This window comes from Kosakonia sp. H7A, assembly GCF_003028445.1.
In the GTDB taxonomy this organism is placed as follows: domain Bacteria; phylum Pseudomonadota; class Gammaproteobacteria; order Enterobacterales; family Enterobacteriaceae; genus Kosakonia; species Kosakonia radicincitans.
Genome location: NZ_PYTZ01000004.1, coordinates 67,021 through 89,738 on the forward strand (window position 1 = coordinate 67,021; position 22,718 = coordinate 89,738).

The 22,718-nt window shown below is 54.3% G+C and carries 17 protein-coding genes; 6 read left to right on the top strand and 11 right to left on the bottom strand.

The features are described 5' to 3' along the window. The first annotated feature begins 22 nt into the window (after positions 1-22). Positions 23-403 carry an aspartate 1-decarboxylase gene (gene panD / locus CWM66_RS15435; RefSeq protein ID WP_020456583.1) on the top strand — a complete coding sequence of 127 codons (381 nt, stop codon included), beginning with the start codon at positions 23-25 and terminating at the stop codon, positions 401-403. Positions 404-408: 5 nt separating this feature from the next. Here panD and CWM66_RS15440 read toward each other — a convergent pair whose 3' ends face one another. The 3 genes from CWM66_RS15440 to CWM66_RS15450 form a co-directional block, all read right to left on the bottom strand. Beyond that, positions 409-1,653, bottom strand: a complete 1,245-nt coding sequence (locus CWM66_RS15440) for a polysaccharide deacetylase family protein (protein WP_071920221.1) — start codon at positions 1,651-1,653, stop codon at positions 409-411. Between the two features lie 130 nt (positions 1,654-1,783). Further along, entirely contained in the window at positions 1,784-2,554 is a 771-nt protein-coding gene (locus CWM66_RS15445; RefSeq protein WP_007373191.1) for an ABC transporter permease, read from the bottom strand. Further along, a complete protein-coding gene (locus CWM66_RS15450) occupies positions 2,551-3,477 on the bottom strand; it encodes an ABC transporter ATP-binding protein (RefSeq protein ID WP_007373190.1) in 927 nt (308 codons plus the stop codon). The genes CWM66_RS15445 and CWM66_RS15450 overlap by 4 nt, the downstream gene beginning before the upstream one ends. A gap of 102 nt (positions 3,478-3,579) precedes the next feature. On the opposite strand from CWM66_RS15450, the gene can reads away from it, so the two are divergent. Continuing rightward, positions 3,580-4,242, top strand: coding sequence for a carbonate dehydratase (gene can, locus CWM66_RS15455; RefSeq protein WP_007373189.1), 663 nt, complete (start codon positions 3,580-3,582; stop codon positions 4,240-4,242). Positions 4,243-4,270: 28 nt separating this feature from the next. Here the strand turns inward: can and hpt are convergent, their stop codons facing one another. Next, positions 4,271-4,807: a hypoxanthine phosphoribosyltransferase gene (gene hpt, locus CWM66_RS15460; protein ID WP_051643997.1), complete on the bottom strand. Its 537-nt coding sequence runs from the start codon at positions 4,805-4,807 to the stop codon at positions 4,271-4,273. A 204-nt stretch (positions 4,808-5,011) separates the two neighbouring features. On the opposite strand from hpt, the gene CWM66_RS15465 reads away from it, so the two are divergent. Continuing rightward, positions 5,012-7,402: a glucose/quinate/shikimate family membrane-bound PQQ-dependent dehydrogenase gene (locus tag CWM66_RS15465; protein WP_071920220.1), complete on the top strand. Its 2,391-nt coding sequence runs from the start codon at positions 5,012-5,014 to the stop codon at positions 7,400-7,402. Positions 7,403-7,494: 92 nt separating this feature from the next. Here the strand turns inward: CWM66_RS15465 and cueO are convergent, their stop codons facing one another. Then, positions 7,495-9,081, bottom strand: a complete 1,587-nt coding sequence (gene cueO / locus CWM66_RS15470; RefSeq protein ID WP_090398233.1) for a multicopper oxidase CueO — start codon at positions 9,079-9,081, stop codon at positions 7,495-7,497. 144 nt (positions 9,082-9,225) lie between these two features. Here cueO and CWM66_RS15475 point away from each other — a divergent pair, with 144 nt between their 5' ends. From CWM66_RS15475 to speD, 3 genes are all read left to right on the top strand, one after another. Next, complete coding sequence (locus CWM66_RS15475) at positions 9,226-9,573, top strand: YacC family pilotin-like protein (RefSeq protein ID WP_107146869.1); 348 nt, start codon at positions 9,226-9,228, stop codon at positions 9,571-9,573. 94 nt (positions 9,574-9,667) lie between these two features. Then, positions 9,668-10,528, top strand: coding sequence for a polyamine aminopropyltransferase (gene speE / locus CWM66_RS15480; RefSeq protein ID WP_072440151.1), 861 nt, complete (start codon positions 9,668-9,670; stop codon positions 10,526-10,528). Positions 10,529-10,548: 20 nt separating this feature from the next. After that, a complete protein-coding gene (gene speD, locus CWM66_RS15485; RefSeq protein WP_007373183.1) occupies positions 10,549-11,343 on the top strand; it encodes an adenosylmethionine decarboxylase in 795 nt (264 codons plus the stop codon). 28 nt (positions 11,344-11,371) lie between these two features. Here the strand turns inward: speD and yacL are convergent, their stop codons facing one another. From yacL to aceE, 6 genes are all read right to left on the bottom strand, one after another. Next, the gene (yacL, locus tag CWM66_RS15490) at positions 11,372-11,734 is read right to left on the bottom strand and encodes a protein YacL (RefSeq protein WP_043954975.1); all 363 of its coding nucleotides are present in this window, start codon (positions 11,732-11,734) and stop codon (positions 11,372-11,374) included. Between the two features lie 318 nt (positions 11,735-12,052). Then, positions 12,053-14,650 carry a bifunctional aconitate hydratase 2/2-methylisocitrate dehydratase gene (gene acnB, locus CWM66_RS15495; RefSeq protein ID WP_090398231.1) on the bottom strand — a complete coding sequence of 866 codons (2,598 nt, stop codon included), beginning with the start codon at positions 14,648-14,650 and terminating at the stop codon, positions 12,053-12,055. Positions 14,651-14,922: 272 nt separating this feature from the next. Further along, the gene (locus tag CWM66_RS15505; protein WP_233218398.1) at positions 14,923-16,296 is read right to left on the bottom strand and encodes a hypothetical protein; all 1,374 of its coding nucleotides are present in this window, start codon (positions 16,294-16,296) and stop codon (positions 14,923-14,925) included. Positions 16,297-16,492: 196 nt separating this feature from the next. Next, positions 16,493-17,917: a dihydrolipoyl dehydrogenase gene (gene lpdA, locus CWM66_RS15515; RefSeq protein WP_007373177.1), complete on the bottom strand. Its 1,425-nt coding sequence runs from the start codon at positions 17,915-17,917 to the stop codon at positions 16,493-16,495. A gap of 203 nt (positions 17,918-18,120) precedes the next feature. Beyond that, positions 18,121-20,022, bottom strand: coding sequence for a pyruvate dehydrogenase complex dihydrolipoyllysine-residue acetyltransferase (gene aceF, locus CWM66_RS15520; protein WP_007373176.1), 1,902 nt, complete (start codon positions 20,020-20,022; stop codon positions 18,121-18,123). Positions 20,023-20,036: 14 nt separating this feature from the next. After that, positions 20,037-22,700: a pyruvate dehydrogenase (acetyl-transferring), homodimeric type gene (gene aceE, locus CWM66_RS15525; RefSeq protein ID WP_007373175.1), complete on the bottom strand. Its 2,664-nt coding sequence runs from the start codon at positions 22,698-22,700 to the stop codon at positions 20,037-20,039. Positions 22,701-22,718 lie beyond the last annotated feature (18 nt).

A 22,718-nucleotide genomic window follows, 5' to 3' on the forward strand; every position in this document is an offset into this window, starting at 1 on the left:
ATCCGTAATGAAGGTTTAACTCATGATTCGCACAATGCTGCAAGGCAAGCTCCACCGCGTCAAAGTGACACAGGCCGACCTGCACTATGAAGGTTCCTGCGCGATTGACCAGGATTTCCTTGAGGCGGCTGGTATTCTCGAATATGAAGCCATCGATATCTATAACGTGACCAACGGCAAACGCTTCTCAACCTACGCGATTGCGGGGGAACGCGGTTCCAGAATTATTTCGGTTAACGGCGCAGCGGCGCACTGCGCAGACGTGGGCGATATCCTGATTATCGCCAGCTACGTTACCGTACCGGATGAGGTTGCCCGTAGCTGGCAGCCGAAAGTGGCCTATTTTGACGGCGACAACGAAATGAAACGCACCGCGAAAGCCGTGCCGGTTCAGGTTGCCTGATTCCCCTACCCCTGCGGCTGGTTACTGATCAGCCGCGCCATCGTTTCCAGCGAATCCGTTCTTAGCACGTACAAACGCTTCAGCAAGAACGGATTATCACCCGGCTTCACTTTCCCGCGTACGGTCGTGACCGCCATATGAAAACCGGCGTCATTGGCCGCTTTTATCGCCGTGTCGTTATAACCGCCAAACGGGTATGAAAGATAGAGCACGTGCGGGTTGAACTGTGCCAGCGCCCGGCGGGAGCGTTTAAAATCAAACAGGATGTTGTGGTAGCTGCGGCTGAGCAATATCGGGTGCATGGCGTCATCGACACGGTGCAGGAAGTGCGTATGCGACTGCACGTCAAACACGTCGCGCATGCTGTTCAGTTCCGACACGCTCATAAACTGTAACGACTTCGGATCCCATTTCTGCGGCTTCAATTTAATGCGCGAGGAGATAATAAACGCCGTCGCTTTAAAACCATATTCGCGCAGGATCGGGTACGCGTAACGGTTGACCGATTTCAAGCCATCATCAAAGGTGATCACCACTGAACGTGCGGGCAGATTCATGCGGTTACGCACATAGCCTTCCAGTTGATACATCGACAGCGTGGTATATCCCTGATCGCGTAGCCAGGTCATCTGGTTAGTAAAAGCGCGCACCGACGTGGTGGTGGAGGTATGACGGAAACGGGTATTTTCCTCGTCGCGCAGAATATGGTGGTAAGTCAGCACCGGAATACCGCTGTCTTCCTGCGCATCCAGGCTGCTTACCCAGGCCAGCCGGTTGCCGATGCGGATCTGGAACCAGGTCTGGTTCAGGCGGTCTTTCAGCTTATCGATAATGGGATAACGCAGGTTCTCCGCCAGCGTACCAAACTGTTCGCTGCGGTTATCCGGCGCCGTATACAGCGGCGTATCCTGCCACGTCACCAGATTCTGGTTACTCAGCGGCTTATTCAGATCGCCAAGGCTGTCCTCAATCCGCTGCTTGCCTTCCACCGCACTCAGGTGGCCTTTATCGATAAAACCGCTGCCAAAGCCGAAGCGAAACGCATAATAATCCTCTGCGCCCGGTACCACCGCCAGAATTTGCCCGGCGCGAATATTGCCGACCGTCACCACTCTGTCGCCGACCTGCGCCCAGATATCGGCATCTTCGGTAGTTTGCATATAGCGCGCAGGAATGCGCTGTTCACTGACAATGCTGGCAGAAGCGCTACAGGTAACCAGTAGCAGCAGAAGGGTAATCAAACGCGACATGAGACGAACCGGGTTGAGAGACTGTCATTAGTGTAACAAAACTGCACATATTCAAAGGCCGGAGTAAGTACAAAAAATAGCCCGTTCAGATAAGCTGGCTCTCATGTGCGGGAGAGCCAGCCCGAAGAGATTAACTACGCAGCCCGCGGCCGCGATTGATCAAGTACCAGCAAACCAAATAGAAAGCGATGATAAACACCACCAGCACGGCAACAGTGGTGAACAGCGGAACGTCGGTGATGCCGAGGAAACCAAAACGGAAGCCGCTGATCATATAGACTATCGGGTTCAGGTGCGACAGCGCCTGCCAGAACGGCGGCAGCAGCGTCAGGGAGTAAAATACCCCGCCCAGATAGGTCAACGGCGTCAGCACAAAGGTCGGGATCAGGCTGATATCGTCAAAGGTTTTGGCAAACACCGCATTCAGCAAACCAGCCAGCGAAAACAGCACGGCGGTCAGCAGCAGCGTTAAACCGACAAACAACCATGAATGCACCTGAAACGGCACGAAAAACAGCGAAACGGCAGTAACCAGAATACCGACGCACAGCCCGCGCGCCACGCCGCCGCCAACATAGCCAGCAATAATCACATGCGTCGGAACCGGCGCGACCAGCAGCTCTTCAATATTGCGCTGAAACTTAGCGCTGAAGAATGACGATGCGACGTTGGCGTAAGCGTTGGTGATCACTGCCATCATGATCAGCCCCGGCACGATAAACTGCATGTAGGTGAAACCGTGCATTTCACCAATCCGCGAACCGATCAAATTACCGAAAATAATAAAGTAGAGCGTCATGGTGATCACTGGCGGCACCAGCGTTTGCACCCAAATCCGCATGAAACGCTGGATCTCTTTGTACCAGATACTCTTCAGCGCCACCCAATAGAGCTGCATCATGCGCTTTCTCCTTTTCTGTCATGAACCAGCGTGACAAACAGCTCTTCGAGACGGTTGGCTTTGTTACGCATACTCAACACCTGTACACCCTGCGCGCTGAGCTGGCTGAAGACGCTGTTCACCCCCTGCTCGCGCAGGACTTCAACTTCCAGCGTGGAGGTGTCTACCAGCCGGTACTGATACCCCTCCAGCTTCGGCAGCGGGCATTTCGGCGCCAAATCGAGAATAAAAGTTTCCGATTTCAGTTTGGAAAGCAGCGCTTTCATCGAGGTGTTTTCGATCAAATCGCCGCGCTGAATGATGCCGATATTGCGGCACAGCATCTCCGCCTCTTCCAGATAGTGAGTGGTGAGGATAATGGTGGTGCCTTTATCGTTCAGATCTTTCAGGAAGCCCCACATGGAACGACGCAGTTCAATATCCACGCCTGCGGTCGGTTCATCGAGGATCAGCAGTTTCGGTTCATGCATCAGCGCACGGGCGATCATCAGGCGACGCTTCATACCGCCGGAGAGCATCCGCGCGCGTTCGTTGCGTTTTTCCCACAGATCGAGCTGGTTCAGGTATTTTTCGCTGCGCACCAGCGCTTCTTTGCGATCCACACCGTAGTAGCCCGCCTGGTTCACTACGATCTGCTGGACGGTTTCAAACGGGTTAAAGTTAAACTCCTGCGGGACCAGCCCCAGCTGGCGTTTGGCGTTGACCACATCTTTTTCCAGGTCATAGCCAAAGACGCTGACGCGCCCGGACGTTTTATTGACCAGCGAACTGATGATGCCGATAGTGGTGGATTTCCCTGCGCCATTCGGTCCAAGGAGCGCGTAGAAATCACCGGCTTCTACTTTCAGGTCAATACCGCGCAGCGCCTGGACGCCGCCCGGATAGGTTTTTTTAAGCTGCTCAAGCTCCAGTGCAATGGTCATGAAATATCGCTTACCTTTTTTACACTCGATGTGTAGTTTTAAAAGAGGAAGAGTTCACCTATATTAGCGCAACGCACTTACCGTTACAGGTCATCCACTTCCATGAAGGACATAGATACACTCATCAGCAATAACGCACTATGGTCAAAAATGCTGGTGGAAGAAGATCCCGGTTTTTTTGCCACGCTGGCACAAGCACAAAAACCGCGTTTCCTCTGGATTGGATGCTCCGATTCCCGCGTACCGGCCGAGCGCCTTACCGGCCTCGAACCCGGCGAGCTGTTTGTTCACCGTAATGTCGCCAATCTGGTGATTCATACCGATCTGAACTGCCTCTCCGTTGTGCAGTACGCGGTGGATGTGCTGGAAGTCGAACACATCATCATCTGCGGTCACTACGGCTGCGGCGGCGTGCAGGCGGCGGTTGAAAATCCTGAACTTGGGCTTATCGACAACTGGCTGCTGCACATCCGCGATATCTGGTTTAAACATAGCTCGCTGCTCGGCGAGATACCGGCAGAGCGCCGCTTCGATACCCTGTGCGAGTTGAACGTCATGGAACAGGTTTACAACCTGGGCCATTCAACAATCATGCGATCCGCCTGGAAACGCGGCCAAAAAGTGACGATTCACGGCTGGGCCTACGGCATTCACGACGGTCTGCTGCGCAATCTGGAAGTGAGCGCTACCAACCGCGAATCGCTGGAGCAGCGTTATCGCCAGGGTGTCTCCAACCTCAGTAAGAAGCACAACAACCACAAATAATCACTCGGGGCCAGCGGCCCCGATTTTTTTATTCGTCCAGCAGAACCACTTTGCCGACATACGGCAGATGACGGTAGCGCTGAGCGTAGTCAATCCCGTAGCCCACCACAAACTCGTCAGGAATAGCAAAGCCGACAAACTCCACCGGCACATCCACTTCGCGGCGGGAAGGTTTATCCAGCAGCGTACAGATCGCCAGCGATTTCGGTTCGCGCAGGCTAAGAATTTCACGCACTTTCGACAGTGTGTTGCCGGAATCAATAATATCTTCGACGATCAACACATCTTTGCCGCGAATATCTTCATCAAGATCTTTCAGGATTTTCACGTCACGCGTGGTGGACATACCGCTGCCATAGCTGGAGGCGGTCATAAAATCGACTTCGTGAGAAACCTGCACTTCACGGCATAAATCCGCCATGAACATAAATGATCCGCGCAGCAGGCCCACCAGCACCATTTCGCTGCCGCTGTCTTTGTAACGCTCAGTGATTTGACGGCCCAGTTCAGCGATACGCGCTTTGATCTCCGCTTCCGGGATCATCACTTCCACAGTGTGTTTCATTTTACTAACCATTTGATTTAAAGAGTAAATTACTCAAGTTCAGGAGATTTCCCGAAGAATTGAGAATTAAGACGCAAAGTATACCAGCAAATTGATTTCCATTGGCTATCGAACAAGAAAGCTCATTTTGTGATGACGGTCACATTTGTTAATGACTATAATTAATTGCTATCAAAAAATTAACAACTTAGATGAGTGTCTTTTATGGCGGAAACAAAAACTCAACAGCCACGGCTCCTGATTACGCTGACAACGCTGTTTGCAGCGCTTTGCGGGCTGTATCTGTTAATCGGTGGAGCCTGGCTTGTCGCCATTGGTGGCTCCTGGTACTACCCGATCGCCGGTCTGGTGATGCTGGGTGTCACCTGGCTATTGTGGAAAGGGAAGCGCGCTGCGCTGTGGCTGTATGCCGCACTGCTGCTTGCTACCATGATCTGGGGCGTGTGGGAAGTCGGTTTCGATTTCTGGGCGCTGACGCCGCGAAGCGATATCCTCGTCTTCTTTGGCATCTGGCTGATTCTCCCCTTCGTCTGGCGGCGACTGGTTATACCATCCGGCGGGGCCGTCGCAGCGCTGGTAGTTGCCCTGCTGATTAGCGGCGGGATCCTCACCTGGGCGGGCTTTAACGATCCGCAAGAAGTAAATGGCACCCTGAGTGCTGATTCAACGCCAGCCGCACCTATTTCGCAGGTAGCGGATGGCGACTGGCCGGCCTATGGCCGCAACCAGGAAGGCCAACGTTACTCGCCGCTGAAGCAGATCAACGCCGACAACGTGAAGAACCTGAAGGAAGCCTGGGTGTTCCGCACTGGCGATCTGAAGCTGCCGACCGATCCGGGCGAACTGACCAATGAAGTGACGCCAATTAAAGTCGGCGACACGCTGTATCTGTGTACTGCGCACCAGCGTCTGTTTGCCGTTGATGCCGCAACCGGTAAAGAGAAGTGGCATTTCGATCCGCAACTGAATGCCAATCAATCATTCCAGCATGTCACATGCCGCGGCGTTTCTTACCATGAAGCGCGCGCCGACAATGCCAGCCCGGACGTGGTTGCCGATTGTCCACGCCGTATTATCCTGCCGGTGAACGATGGCCGTCTGTTTGCCATCAACGCTGACAACGGTAAGCCGTGTGAAACCTTTGCCAACAAAGGTATCCTGAATCTGCAAACCAACATGCCGGACACCACGCCTGGCCTGTATGAGCCGACTTCGCCGCCGATCATCACGGATAAAACCATCGTGATTGCCGGTTCGGTGACTGATAACTTCTCTACCCGTGAAACCTCCGGCGTTATCCGTGGTTTCGATGTCAACACCGGCAAACTGCTGTGGGCCTTCGATCCGGGTGCGAAAGATCCGAACGCGATTCCGTCGGACGAACATACCTTCACCTTTAACTCGCCGAACTCCTGGGCACCTGCGGCCTATGACGCGAAACTGGATTTAGTCTATCTGCCAATGGGCGTTACCACGCCAGATATCTGGGGCGGTAATCGCACGCCGGAGCAGGAACGCTATGCCAGTTCAATCGTGGCACTGAATGCCACCACCGGGAAACTGGTGTGGAGCTACCAGACGGTTCACCACGATCTGTGGGATATGGATATGCCGTCGCAGCCAACGCTGGCAGATATTACCGTTAACGGCAAAAACGTTCCGGTCATCTACGCGCCGGCGAAAACCGGTAACATCTTCGTGCTGGATCGTACCAACGGCAAGTTGGTTGTTCCGGCGCCGGAAAAACCGGTACCGCAAGGCGCAGCGAAAGGTGATTACGTCAGCAAAACCCAGCCTTTCTCTGACCTGAGTTTCCGTCCGAAGCAAAACCTGAGCGGCGCGGACATGTGGGGCGCCACCATGTTCGACCAACTGGTGTGCCGCGTGATGTTCCAGAAACTACGCTATGAAGGCATCTTCACTCCGCCGTCTGAGCAGGGCACGCTGGTCTTCCCGGGTAACCTGGGTATGTTCGAATGGGGCGGCATCTCTGTCGATCCCGATCGTCAGGTAGCCATTGCTAACCCGATGGCGCTGCCGTTTGTGTCGAAGCTGATCCCGCGCGGTCCTGGTAACCCGATGGAACCGCCGAAAGATGCAAAAGGTACCGGTACAGAATCAGGTATTCAGCCGCAGTATGGTGTGCCGTTTGGCGTGACGCTGAACCCGTTCCTGTCACCGTTTGGCCTGCCGTGTAAACAACCGGCGTGGGGCTACATTTCCGCACTGGATCTGAAAACCAACCAGGTGGTATGGAAAAAACGTATTGGTACGCCGCAGGACAGCATGCCGTTCCCGATGCCGGTTCCTGTACCGTTCAATATGGGTATGCCGATGCTGGGCGGCCCGATCTCCACTGCCGGTAACGTGCTGTTTATCGCCGCAACTGCAGATAACTACCTGCGCGCATACAATATGAGCAACGGTGAGAAACTGTGGCAAGGTCGGTTACCGGCAGGTGGCCAGGCAACACCGATGACCTATGAAGTGAATGGCAAACAGTATGTTGTCATTTCCGCAGGCGGTCATGGCTCGTTCGGCACGAAGATGGGCGACTATATCGTGGCCTATGCGCTGCCGGATGACGCAAAGTAAATAAAAATGCCGGATGAGATTACGCATCCGGCATGCTGATAATAAAAGCCCGGTAAGCCTCACGCTTCCGGGCTTTTAACGTTATGCGTTTTTTACACCGTAAACCCTAACATCATGCCGGTATCTTCATGCTCCAGCAGATGGCAGTGCGCCATATAAGCGTGCTCTTTCGGCGCATCATGCTGAAAACGGACTAACACTTCACTGCGCGCGCCATAGACATTAACCGTGTCTTTCCAGCCTGCACGATGTGCGGCCGGTGGCTTGCCGTTCTCCGATAAAATACGGAACTGAGTGCCGTGAATATGAAAAGGATGCAACATCATGTCGCCCTCGCCGGAAATCACCCAGCGTTCATACTCCCCTTTTTTTGCCGCGAAAGCGGGCGTGTTCATATCGAAAGCTTTACCGTTGATGCGGTTGCCATTGTGGAAATCAACCCCCTGCGCGCCATGATTCATCTGCCCATGGTCCATATTCATCATCTTGCCGTGATCCATATTCATCATCTGACCATGTCCCATCTGCCCGTTCCCCATCATCATCCCGGCCATCGCGCCATCGCCATACTTCTTCTGCAACGCCTGCATGCCCATCATGTCGAGCATCGGATCCATCGATAACTGCAACGTCCGCTGCGTTAAGCCTGTCAGCACTGGTAAACCCGGCACTGAGGCCAGCGAATCCGGCAACGTACCAGAAGCGGCGATCTGTAGCGGTTGAATATGTAATACCGGCTGCGGTTTATCGAAAGGTGCGACCGTCATCCCTATCTGTTGCACAGGCAGCGTCACGATATCAAAGGGTTTACCATCGCGCGTATCCACCAGCACTTCAAAACGCTCGCCCATCAACATCGGCAGTTCGCTCACTTTCACCGGTTCACTTAATAAACCGCCATCGCTCGCCACCACATACAACGGGCGCTTATCGCTGGTTGAGAAGTTCAGCGAGCGTGCATTACACCCATTCAGCAAGCGCAGACGCAGCCAGCCGCGCGGAGCGGCATGTTGCGGGTTGATAGCGCCATTGGTCAGCAGCGTATCGCCGAACCAACCGACCGCAGCGCTCATCACATCCAGCTGATAATCGATCTGCCCCTGCGCGGTAAACCTTTTGTCCTGCACGATGACCGGCACATCATCAATGCCCCACTGTGTCGGCAGCCGCAACTGGCGAATAGCGTCATCTTCTATCAGCACCAACCCCGCCAGTCCCATCGCAACCTGACGGCCGGTTTTGCCATGCTGATGCGGATGGAACCAGCAGGTCGCGGCCTGCTGCGTGGGTGTAAAGGTAACAGAACGGCGACCGCCAGCTTTGATGACACCCTGCGGCCCGCCGTCAACGTCGCCAGACACTTCCACCCCGTGCCAGTGGACGGTCGTCTCTTCCGCCAGAGTGTTACGAATATCAATCGTCACCTGCTTTCCCTGACGCAGTTGCAACGCGGGTCCTAACAGTGCGCCGTTATACCCCCAGGTGGTGGCTTTGTTCGCGCCAAACAGCGTTTCTCCTGATTGCACCGTCAGCGCGATACAGCCTTGCGCATCGGCACTGAGCAGCGGGGGAATGGGCAGCGCCGGGCGTTCGGCGGCAAACAGCGAGCGGCTCCACAGCGGTAGCGCGCTTAGCACGCCCAGCGTGGCGGAATATTTCAAAAAATCTCGACGTTGCATGGCATTTCCTTATCTGTTGCAGACGATATTTTGAGCTTAAACCTTTCCCCTGCCGGAAGGTCAAGAAAAGAGGTAAATAATAAATATCGTCGCCTTATGCGGACTGTGCTAACGTTTAAATTCCGTTACGCCGTGGTAGAAATAATGAAGACGTTTTTCAGAACAGTACTCCTTGGCAGCCTGCTGGCTGTCTCCGTGAACAGTTATGCGCTAAGCGAATCCGAAGCCGAAGATATGGCCGATCTCACGGCGGTATTTGTCTTTCTGAAAAATGACTGCGGTTATAACAATTTACCCAACGGGCAGATCCGCCGTGCGCTGGTATTTTTCGCCCAGCAAAACCAGTGGGATCTCAGCAACTATGATGCATGGGACATGAAGTCGCTTGGCGAAGATAGCTACCGCGATTTGAGTGGCATTAGCATTCCCACCGCCAAAAAATGCAAAGCGCTGGCCCGCGACTCCTTAAGCCTGCTCGCCTACGTGAAGTAAGCTGTCGCCATGGTTAAACTCTGACCGTGCAACCACGGGCAGAGTTAGCTATTATGTTGCGCCCGTTTCGCGGGCGTTAACAAAGGAGCAACCAATGGCCGACAACACGATGTGGCAAGAGACGCTGCATGACCATTTTGGTCAGTACTTTGCCGTGGATAAGGTGCTTTATCACGAAAAGACCGATCACCAGGATCTGATCATTTTCGAGAACGCCGCCTTTGGCCGCGTAATGGCGCTGGATGGCGTGGTACAAACCACCGAACGCGACGAATTTATCTACCACGAAATGATGACCCATGTTCCGCTGCTGGCGCACGGCCACGCGAAACATGTGCTGATCATCGGCGGCGGCGACGGCGCAATGCTGCGTGAAGTAACCCGCCACAAAAACATCGAAACCATTACCATGGTAGAAATCGACGCGGGCGTCGTCTCTTTCTGTCGCCAGTACCTGCCGAAGCACAACGCAGGCGCGTACGACGATCCGCGGTTCCAGCTGGTGATCGATGACGGCGTTAACTTTGTTAATCAGACCGACAAGACGTTCGACGTGATCATTTCCGACTGTACCGATCCTATTGGTCCCGGCGAGAGCCTGTTCACTTCAGCGTTCTACGAAGGCTGCAAACGCTGCCTGAATGCTGGCGGGATCTTTGTCGCGCAAAACGGCGTCAGCTTCCTGCAACAGGATGAAGCCGTCGGCAGTCATCGTAAACTGAGCCACTATTTTAGCGACGTCAGCTTCTACCAGGCCGCAGTACCGACCTATTACGGCGGTATTATGACCTTCGCCTGGGCCACGGATAACGAGGTGTTGCGCCATCTTTCGACCGAGATCATCGCTGCCCGTTTCCACAATGCCGCACTCACCTGCCGTTACTACAATCCGGCGATTCATACCGCAGCATTCGCTCTGCCACAATATCTGCAAGACGCGTTGTCTGCACAGTGACTCTAAGGGGGTGATAAAAATTGAAAAAGCTTAAACTACATGGCTTTAACAACCTGACCAAAAGCCTGAGTTTTTGTATCTACGACATCTGCTATGCCAAAACCGCAGAAGAGCGTGACGGCTATATTGCCTACATTGATGAACTCTATAACGCCAACCGTTTGACCGAGATCCTGACGGAAACCTGTAACATCATCGGTGCCAATATCCTGAATATTGCGCGTCAGGATTACGAACCGCAGGGCGCAAGCGTCACCATTCTGGTGAGCGAAGAACCGGTCGATCCTCACTTGATCGACAAAACAGAGCACCCCGGTCCGCTGCCGGAAGCGGTGGTGGCGCATCTGGATAAGAGCCACATCTGCGTGCATACCTACCCGGAAAGCCACCCGGAAGGCGGTTTGTGTACGTTCCGCGCCGACATCGAAGTGTCCACCTGCGGCGTGATTTCACCGCTGAAAGCGCTGAATTACCTGATCCACCAGCTTGAGTCCGATATTGTCACCGTCGATTATCGCGTTCGCGGCTTCACGCGTGACGTAAACGGCATGAAGCACTTTATCGATCACGAGATTAATTCGATTCAGAACTTTATGTCTGATGACATGAAATCGCTGTATGACATGGTGGACGTTAACGTTTATCAGGAAAACATCTTCCATACCAAAATGTTGCTGAAGGAGTTCGACCTGAAGCACTACATGTTCCATACCAGGCCGGAAGATCTGACGCCCGAAGAGCGCAAAGAGATCACCGAAGCGCTGTGGAAAGAGATGCGCGAGATCTACTACGGCCGAAATATCCCGGCCGTGTAACGCGCCAGGGGAGCAAGGAGGCTCCCGGTTAGCGTTGTTTCAGAAACTGACGGTAGGCAGCTACCACCTGCAAAAAGTCTTCCACGCCGCACAGCGAGAGGCTCTCTTCATCGTAGTAGCTCATTCCCTCTTCTATCTCATCGCCGGAAAACTCCAGTTGATTGGCACGAACCATCACTTCCTCGCCATCCAGCCACAGCGTATATTCATGCCCGGCGCGCTGCCAGGATCGCTCGCTGCCTTTCACCGTTTTTGCCGCCTGCTCAACTTCGTCCAGCAGGGCCAGGTTCTCTTTCACTTCTTCATTGAACCAGTGCCCGACTGCTTCATGCCCCATCGACATGCGCACCTTAACGGTTCCGGTGACATCGCGCAGAAATTCATAATCCATAGTTGCTTCCTCTTGCAGGCCTGATAACCGCCTATGCAGTAATTATCGCAGCACAATACAAGAAAAACAGCGCAGCGACCGGAAGCGTTGCAAAATATCCTTCTGCCTGCGCAGAAATCACCCGCCGGCTATCGACACCCGATGATCAAGCGGTTTGAGCCGGGCAAACATCGCCTACCGCGCCCGCTAAATGCGGCACGTAAGCAGCCTGTTTTTTATGGAAGTAGCAGGGTTTGAGAAGCATTTGCTGCGCTTAAACAAAACTTATTTGCGCAGTGAGGCAGGAAAAAAAAACCACCCCGAAGGGTGGCTTGTCAGTCAGACGGCGGTCTGGAAAATCACGCCGTCAGCTTTTTCGGTGTACTGATTAAGCTGGTCGAAGTTCAGATAACGGTAGGTATCCACCGCCGTCTTATCAACCTGAGCAATATAGGTCTGGTACTCTTCCGGCGTCGGCAGTTTACCGATCAGCGCTGCAACCGCTGCCAGTTCTGCAGAGGCCAGGTAGACGTTTGCACCAGTACCTAAACGGTTCGGGAAGTTACGCGTCGAGGTCGAAACCACCGTTGCGCCATCGGCCACACGCGCCTGGTTACCCATGCACAGGGAACAGCCCGGGATCTCGATACGCGCGCCGCTCTTACCAAACACGCTGTAGTAGCCCTCTTCCGTCAGTTGCGCAGCGTCCATACGGGTTGGCGGCGCCACCCACAGGCGGGTCGGCAGCTGGCCTTTGTGCGCATCCAGCAGCTTACCGGCAGCGCGGAAGTGACCGATGTTGGTCATGCACGAACCGATGAACACTTCATCGATCTGCGCCCCCTGAACATCAGACAGCAGACGCGCATCATCCGGATCGTTCGGCGCACAAAGGATCGGCTCTTTGATTTCTGCCAGATCGATGTCGATCACCGCCGCATATTCTGCGTCAGCATCGGCTTCCAGCAGCTCAGGTTCCGCCAGCCATTTTTCCATGCCCTGGACACGACGCTCCAGCGTACGACGGTCGCCGTAGCCTTCTGCAATCATCCATTTCAGCAGCACGATGTTGGAGTTCAGGTACTCGATGATCGGCTCTTTGTTCAGCTTGATGGTACAACCTGCAGCAGAACGTTCAGCGGAAGCATCAGTAAGCTCAAACGCCTGCTCAACTTTCAGATCCGGCAGACCTTCGATTTCCAGAATGCGGCCGGAGAAGATGTTTTTCTTGCCTTTCTTCTCAACGGTCAGCAGACCCTGTTTGATGGCATACAGTGGGATAGCATGCACGAGGTCACGCAGCGTGATGCCCGGCTGCATTTTGCCTTTAAAGCGCACCAACACTGATTCCGGCATATCCAGCGGCATGACGCCGGTCGCGGCGGCAAACGCCACCAGGCCGGAACCTGCCGGGAAAGAGATGCCGATCGGGAAACGGGTGTGGGAGTCACCGCCGGTACCGACCGTATCCGGCAGCAGCATGCGGTTCAGCCAGGAGTGGATGACGCCATCGCCCGGACGCAGGGAAACACCGCCACGGTTCATAATGAAGTCCGGCAGCGTATGGTGCGTGGTGACGTCAACCGGCTTCGGATAAGCAGCAGTATGGCAGAAGGACTGCATCACCAGATCGGAAGAGAAGCCCAGGCACGCCAGGTCTTTCAGTTCGTCACGGGTCATCGGACCGGTGGTGTCCTGAGAGCCGACAGAGGTCATTTTCGGTTCGCAATAGGCACCCGGACGGACACCCGCAACGCCGCATGCGCGACCCACCATTTTCTGCGCCAGCGAGTAACCACGGTTACTTTCTGCCACATCTTTTGCCTGACGGAATACATCGCTGTGCGGCAGACCCAGCGCTTCACGCGCTTTCGTGGTCAGGCCGCGGCCGATAATCAGCGGAATACGGCCACCGGCGCGCACTTCGTCGATCAGCACATCAGTTTTCAGTTCGAAGCTGGCCAGAAGCTCGCCGGTTTCGTGGTTGCGCACTTCGCCTTTGAACGGGTAAACGTCAATCACGTCGCCCATGTTCAGGTTGCTGACATCCACTTCGATCGGCAGCGCACCGGCATCTTCCATGGTGTTAAAGAAGATGGGCGCGATTTTGCCGCCCAGCACCAGGCCACCGCCGCGTTTGTTTGGCACATGAGGAATGTCGTCGCCCATAAACCACAGCACGGAGTTGGTGGCGGATTTACGTGAAGAACCGGTCCCCACAACGTCGCCAACGTACGCCAGCGGGAAACCTTTCTGTTGCAGGGCTTCGATCTGTTTGATCGGGCCAACGGCACCCGGTTGATCCGGTTCAATGCCTTCGCGGGCGTTTTTCAGCATCGCCAGCGCGTGCAGCGGGATATCCGGACGCGACCAGGCATCCGGTGCCGGAGAGAGATCGTCGGTGTTGGTTTCGCCCGTCACTTTGAAGACGGTAACGGTAATTTTTTCCGCCAGCGCCGGACGGCTCAGGAACCACTCGGCATCGGCCCAGGATTGCATCACCTGCTTCGCATATGCGTTGCCCGCTTTGGCTTTCTCTTCCACATCGTAGAAGTTATCGAACATCAGCAGCGTATGGGACAGCGCTTTGGCAGCAATCGGCGCCAGTTTGTCGTTATCCAGCGCATCAATCAGTGGATGGATGTTGTAACCGCCCTGCATGGTACCCAGCAGTTCGATGGCTTTTTCAGGGGTAACCAGCGGAGAGGTGGCTTCGCCTTTGGCGACAGCGGCAAGGAAACCCGCTTTGACATAGGCGGCTTCATCAACGCCCGGCGGGACACGGTTGGTCAGCAGATCAATCAGGAATTCTTCTTCGCCAGCAGGCGGGCTTTTCAGCAGCTCGACAAGGCCTGCCATCTGGGTTGCATCTAATGGTTTTGGCGCAATCCCCTCAGCGGCACGTTCAGCTACGTGCTTACGGTATTCTTCTAGCACGACGGTTCTCCTCGCTCTCATTGTCATAATGCGGCAGGCGTTTCTCTTCACGCTCCTGTGAGACAGCAGTTTGTAGGGTAAATCCGCGAACCGCGTCGGGCAGCATAGCAGGATTTTCAGGGGGTGTTAATCTGTTTACAAAAAAGCAACATTAAATACTTGCTGAATCGTTAAGGGCGGAATAATGCAGGCTACAGACGGTTTTAACGAAACAGAATCGACGCTAAAAACCATAAAAAACGGCTCCGCAGAGCCGTTTTGTGATGACGGGGTTACGCAGACTTCAGCAGCGAAAGCACGTTACTGCGCGCGTACTGCACCGGCGTGACCGTTTGATCCACCAGCTCGCCGCGCACATATTTTTTCACCGTTTCACGGTTGTTCACTTGTTCGTTGTGACCGACAGACGCCAGCATCCCACGGCTGTTGTAATTCAGCGTGGTTGTACTCTCTTCATCATTTTCCAGCAGATGGTAGGTGTAGTTCTGCGACGACTTCATCTTATTCAGCGCCAGCGGAATCGAGGGATCGAGCGCTTCATGCCAGGCCGCACTAATGTGGCTGCGCGAGGTCTGTTTGACGCTTTTTGAACCGTCACTGAGCACGTTTTCTGTCGTCGACTGGGAGGCCTGATAAGAGAAACGATCTTTCTCATCATCGCGTGCCGGGTTGATCGATTTCTCAGTCTGCGTCAGCGACAGCGAGAAATCGTTCAGCCCGCTCAGTTGCGACCGGCCACTGTTATCAACACGAATATCCGCACCAACCGTAATCGCAGTACGCTGTGCGCTGGCGGTGGTATTTAACGCGCGGAATACCGACTTCAACGCCTCCATCTGATCGCGATCGCCGTGCCCGGTCGAGCGAGCCTTGTCAAACTTAGTATCGTAGGCGCTTAACGTGGCCTGCTGCTGAGCGTAGTCGCCAGCCAACGCTGGATTCGACAAGTCGCTGCTCACTTTCAGCGAGAAATCCTTGTCCTGATAAGCAACATAGCGTTCGGTGGTGCTGGCATGGAAATTCAGCGACTGTACCGAAGCATCATCAGCGCGAATATCCGTTTTTAAATCCACGGATTTCAGCACGCTGCTGTCAAAATTAGTTAGCCCGGAAATATCGATTTTCGGCGGATTTTGCCCCAGTCCGCTTAACGCTTTCTCAAGCGATGCGCCCAGGTTCGCAACGGCCGCAGCTTCATCATCATTCAGCGCTTCGCCATCGGTTTTTAACTCCACCACCACGCCATCCTCTTTCTGCGTCATGTTGAGGTGCAAGGTGGAACCCGATTGCGTCACAATATCCAGCGAAACCGCAGATTGCTGGCCCGCCGCCCCAGCCGTGGCGCTGGTAACGGCGTGGGTGACGTCGGTACGACTCTCTTTCAGATTGCTCAGCAGCGTGCTGCCAATGCTGCCTAAAGGGGACAATGAGTTACTACCAACGGCGGCCTGCAATAACCCCTTCATCATGGCATCCTGGGGGGAAGTCGCGCTGATTTTTTTCGGCGACAGGCTGTAAACCGCTGCAATATCAGACGTCTGGCTGCCAAACATTACTTTTGTCGACGAGGGTGCTTCGACAGGCGTGGCAGCGCGCGTAGTTGTGCGAACCGTGGTGCTCGCCAGGGAAGTTGACGCCACTCTCATTGCTGATGAGAGCGATGACAGATTAAGTCCGGTGATCATGACGATGAAGCTCCTTATCTCGCCGGGAATGGCCGTTAGCGTTACTATCGGCAAAATCTGCGTAATATTTATACCTCTGGCAGAGAAAAACGCTGTTACCTGGTAAAATTGGCGCAAAAAAAACGCCTCCGAAGAGGCGTTTATTGTCAGCGAAAACTTATTTCTTTTTCGCTTTCGGGTTCGGCAGGTCGGTGATGCTACCTTCGAACACTTCTGCGGCCAGGCCAACAGATTCATGCAGCGTCGGGTGCGCGTGAATGGTCAGCGCGATATCTTCCGCGTCGCAACCCATTTCGATCGCCAGACCGATTTCACCCAGCAGCTCGCCGCCGTTAGTGCCGACAATCGCGCCACCGATAACGCGGTGAGTCTCTTTGTCGAAAATCAGTTTGGTCATACCGTCAGCGCAGTCGGAAGCGATAGCACGGCCAGAAGCAGCCCACGGGAAGGTGGCGGTTTCGTAGCTGATGCCTTTCTCTTTCGCTTCTTTCTCAGTCAGACCAACCCATGCAACTTCTGGCTCGGTGTAAGCGATAGACGGGATAACTTTCGGATCGAAGTAGTGTTTCTTACCGGCGATAACTTCAGCGGCCACGTGACCTTCATGTACGCCTTTGTGCGCCAGCATCGGCTGACCGACGATATCGCCGATAGCAAAGATGTGCGGCACGTTGGTGCGCAGCTGTTTGTCTACGCGGATGAAGCCACGTTCGTCCACTTCAACGCCTGCTTTGCCGGCATCGAGGTTTTTACCGTTCGGTACACGACCGATAGCCACCAGCACGGCGTCATAACGCTGCGCTTCAGCAGGGGCTTTTTTGCCTTCCATGGAAACGTAGATGCCGTCTTCTTTTGCTTCAACGGCAGTTACTTTGGTTTCCAGCATCAGGTTGAATTTCTTGCTGACGCGTTTGGTGAAGACTTTAACGATATCTTTGTCTGCCGCCGGGATAACCTGGTCGAACATTTCAACCACATCGATCTCTGAACCCAGCGCATGGTACACGGTACCCATTTCCAGACCGATGATACCGCCGCCCATAACCAGCATACGTTTCGGTACGGATTTCAGCTCCAGCGCATCGGTGGAATCCCATACGCGCGGATCTTCGTGCGGAATGAACGGCAACTGAATCGGACGGGAACCCGCCGCGATGATAGCGTTGTCGAAGTTGATCACGGTTTTGCCGTTTTCGCCTTCAACTTCCAGGGTGTTCGCCCCGGTGAATTTACCCAGACCGGTGACCACTTTCACTTTACGGCCTTTCGCCATACCCGACAGACCACCGGTCAGTTGGGTGATCACTTTCTCTTTCCAGGTACGGATTTTGTCGATATCGGTTTTCGGCTCGCCGAAGACGATACCGTGTTCAGCCAGCGCTTTGGCTTCTTCGATAACTTTTGCTACGTGCAGCAGCGCCTTAGAAGGGATACAACCTACGTTCAGACAAACACCGCCGAGGGTGCTGTAACGTTCAACGATGACGGTTTCCAGACCTAAATCAGCGCAACGGAAGGCAGCAGAGTAACCTGCCGGGCCTGCCCCAAGTACCACGACCTGAGTTTTGATTTCAGTACTCATCATGACCTCTTATTGATTTCCGGCGGTCAGGGGTACTTCGTGTCGCCCTTCATCCACCGGGACGTTCTATCCGCCCGCAGTTTACAAAAATGTTAACAATTTTGAAACAACAAACGGCAAACGATTTGTCCTTTGCCCCTGATAACCCCAAAAGCCCAATGAGATTATCAGAAAAAAGCCGGCCGTCAGGCCGGCTTTCTCGATTACATCACCAGACGGCGAATGTCCGACAGCATATTGTTGATGATGGTGATAAAGCGCGCACCATCAGCACCGTCAATCACACGGTGGTCGAAGGAGAGCGAAATCGGCATCATCAGGCGCGGCACGAACTCTTTACCGTTCCAGACCGGCTCCATTGCAGATTTGGAGACGCCCAGGATAGCCACTTCCGGCGCGTTCACAATCGGTGCGAAGTGGGTGGTGCCCAGGCCGCCGATGCTGGAGATAGTGAAGCAACCGCCCTGCATTTCGCCAGCGGTCAGCTTGCCATCACGCGCTTTTTTGGAGATGACAGTCAGTTCGCGAGACAGCTCAGTAATGCTCTTCTTGTTCACGTCTTTGAAGACCGGAACAACCAGACCATTCGGCGTATCCACCGCAACACCGATGTTGATGTATTTTTTCAGCGTCAGCTTCTGACCATCTTCAGACAGAGAGCTGTTGAAGCGCGGCATTTGCTCAAGCGCCGCAGCAACGGCTTTCATAATGAAGACAACCGGGGTGAATTTCACGTCCAGTTTGCGCTTCTCAGCTTCGGCGTTTTGCTGTTTACGGAACGCTTCCAGATCGGTGATATCGGTTTTATCGAAGTGCGTAACGTGCGGAATCATTACCCAGTTACGGCTCAGGTTAGCACCAGAGATTTTCTGGATACGGCCCAGTTCCACTTCTTCGATTTCACCAAACTTGCTGAAGTCCACTTTCGGCCACGGCAGCAGACCCGGCAGAGAACCACCGGTTGCGCCAGCGGCAGGCGCGGATTCAGCGCGTTTGATCGCATCTTTCACGTAAGCCTGAACGTCTTCGCGCAGGATACGACCTTTACGACCGGTGCCTTTCACTTTCGCCAGGTTAACGCCAAATTCGCGCGCCAGGCGGCGGATCAGCGGCGTCGCATGGACGTAAGCGTCGTTTTCAGCAAAGTCGGATTTACCTTCAGCTTTCGCCGGAGCCGGTGCAGCAGCCGGTTTTGCCGTCTGAGCAGCAGGAGCCGGAGCGGCCGATGCAGCAGCCGGAGCGGCGGCAGGCGCCGCGCCTTCCACTTCAAACACCATGATCAGAGAGCCGGTGGAGACTTTATCGCCCACGTTCACTTTCAGCTCTTTCACGGTACCGGCGAACGGTGCCGGAACTTCCATAGAGGCTTTGTCGCCTTCAACGGTGATCAGTGACTGTTCAGCGGAGACTTTATCGCCCACTTTTACCAGCACTTCGGTCACTTCAACTTCGTCACCGCCGATATCCGGTACGTTAACTTCTTTCGGGCCAGAAGCCGCTGCTGCCGGCGCGCTTGCCGCAGCCGGAGCTGCCGCCTGTGCCGGAGCCGCTGCTGGTGCAGCGCCTGCAACTTCGAAGATCATGATCAAGGAACCGGTGGAGACTTTGTCGCCAGTGTTGATTTTGATCTCTTTAACCGTACCCGCGAACGGCGCCGGAACTTCCATAGAGGCTTTGTCGCCTTCTACGGTGATCAGCGACTGTTCAGCCGCAACGGTGTCGCCCACTTTGACCAGGATCTCGGTGACTTCAACTTCGTCGCCGCCGATATCCGGTACGTTAACTTCTTTGGCAGCCGCAGCGGCCGGTGCCGCAGCTGGCGCTGCTTCTTTCTTCTCTTCTGCCTTAGCAGGTGCAGCGGCTGCTGCACCATCGGCGGAATCGAAAATCATGATCAGTTTGCCGGTCTCGGTTTTATCGCCGACAGAGACTTTGATCTCTTTAACGATGCCAGCCTGCGGAGACGGGACTTCCATAGAGGCTTTATCGCCTTCTACGGTGATCAGCGACTGTTCAGCTTCAACTTTGTCGCCCACTTTGACCAGGATCTCGGTGATTTCAACTTCATCAGCCCCGATGTCCGGTACATTGATTTCGATAGCCATTATCTCTTTACCTCTTACGCCAGACGCGGGTTAACTTTTTCTGCATCGATGTTGAATTTGGTGATTGCTTCCGCCACCACTTTCTTGTCGATTTCGCCACGTTTAGCCAGTTCGCCCAGTGCAGCAACCACCACGTAAGAAGCATCAACTTCGAAGTGGTGACGCAGGTTTTCACGGCTGTCGGAACGACCGAAGCCATCAGTACCCAGTACACGGTAATCATCCGCCGGTACGTAAGTACGAACCTGCTCAGCGAACAGTTTCATATAGTCAGTAGATGCCACTGCCGGAGCGTCATTCATCACCTGAGCGATGTACGGAACGCGCGGAGTCTCCAGCGGGTGCAGCATGTTCCAGCGCTCACAATCCTGGCCATCACGCGCCAGTTCAGTGAAGGAGGTGACGCTGTACACGTCAGAGCCCACGCCGTAATCGTTCGCCAGGATCTGCGCGGCTTCACGCACGTGACGCAGGATAGAACCGGAGCCCAGCAGCTGAACTTTACCTTTGCTACCTGCAACGGTTTCGAGTTTGTAGATACCTTTACGGATACCTTCCTCGGCACCTTCCGGCATGGCCGGCATGTGGTAGTTTTCGTTCAGCGTGGTGATGTAGTAGTAAACGTTTTCTTGTTTCTCACCGTACATACGCTCCAGACCGTCATGCATGATGACAGCAACTTCGTACGCGTAAGCCGGATCGTAAGAGATACAGTTCGGGATAGTCAGCGACTGAATGTGGCTGTGACCATCTTCGTGTTGCAGACCTTCGCCGTTCAGCGTGGTACGACCGGAAGTACCCCCGACCAGGAAGCCGCGAGCCTGCTGGTCGCCAGCCTGCCAGCACAGGTCACCGATACGCTGGAACCCGAACATGGAGTAATAGATGTAGAACGGGATCATCGGCAGGTTGTTGGTGCTGTAAGAGGTCGCAGCCGCCAGCCAGGATGCACCGGCACCCAGTTCGTTGATACCTTCCTGCAGGATCTGACCTTTTTCGTCTTCTTTGTAGTAAGCAACCTGCTCACGGTCCTGCGGGGTGTACTGCTGGCCGTTCGGGCTGTAAATACCAATCTGACGGAACAGACCTTCCATACCGAAAGTACGCGCTTCGTCGGCGATGATCGGAACCAGGCGATCTTTGATCGATTTGTTCTTCAGCATCACGTTCAGGGCACGAACGAAAGCGATAGTGGTGGAGATCTCTTTGTTCTGCTCTTCCAGCAGCTGGGAGAAATCAGACAGCGCAGGCAGTTCCAGCTTCTCGGTGAAGTTCGGCTGACGAGACGGCAGGTAGCCTTTCAGCGCCTGGCGACGTTCGTGCAGGTACTTGTACTCTTCAGAGCCTTCCGGGAAGGTCAGGTAAGAGAGGTTTTCAACCTGCTCATCGGTTACCGGAACATTGAAACGGTCGCGGATATAACGCACGCCGTCCATGTTCATTTTCTTAACCTGGTGGGCAATGTTTTTGCCTTCAGCGGTATCACCCATGCCGTAACCTTTAATGGTATGGGCCAGGATAACAGTCGCTTTGCCTTTGGTTTCCTGCGCTTTTTTCAGTGCAGCGTAGATTTTCTTCGGATCGTGACCGCCACGGTTCAGCGCCCAGATCTGCTCATCAGTCCAGTCTGCAACCAGCGCTGCGGTTTCCGGGTATTTACCGAAGAAGTGCTCACGAACGTAGGCGCCGTCTTTGGATTTGAAGGTTTGATAGTCACCGTCAACGGTTTCGTTCATCAGTTGGATCAGTTTACCGCTGGTATCTTTACGCAGCAGCTCGTCCCAACGGGAACCCCACATCACCTTGATCACGTTCCAGCCAGCGCCTGCGAAGATGCCTTCCAGTTCGTTGATGATTTTACCGTTACCGGTTACCGGGCCATCCAGACGTTGCAGGTTACAGTTGATGATGAAGCACAGGTTGTCCAGTTTTTCACGGGTAGCGATAGTGATCGCACCTTTGGATTCCGGCTCATCCATCTCGCCATCGCCGAGGAAAGCGTAAACGGTTTGTTCAGAGGTATCTTTCAGGCCGCGGTGTTCCAGATATTTCAGGAACTTCGCCTGGTAGATCGCACCAATCGGACCCAGACCCATGGATACGGTCGGGAACTGCCAGAATTCCGGCATCAGTTTCGGGTGCGGATAAGATGACAGGCCTTTGCCGTGAACTTCCTGACGGAAGTTGTTCATCTGCTCTTCAGTCAGACGACCTTCGACGAACGCACGCGCGTAGATACCCGGAGAAATATGACCCTGGAAGTAGACCAGATCACCGCCATCTTTCTCGTTACGGGCGCGGAAGAAGTGGTTGAAGCAAACTTCGTATACGGTCGCAGAAGACTGGAAGGAAGCCATGTGGCCGCCCAGCTCAAGGTCTTTTTTAGAGGCGCGCAGAACCGTCATGATTGCGTTCCAGCGGATAGCTGAACGAATACGGCGTTCCAGTTCCAGATTGCCAGGATATTCCGGCTCATCTTCAACGGCAATAGTGTTTACATAGTTGCTCGCCCCTGTGCCAGCTGCCACTTTCACACCGCCTTTGCGGGCTTCAGAAAGGAGCTGGTCAATCAGATACTGAGCACGCTCAACACCTTCTTCACGGATGACCGATTCGATCGCCTGTTGCCAGTCGCGAGTTTCGATCGGATCCACGTCATTTTGGAAACGTTCTGACATGGGGGGTATTCCTTATCT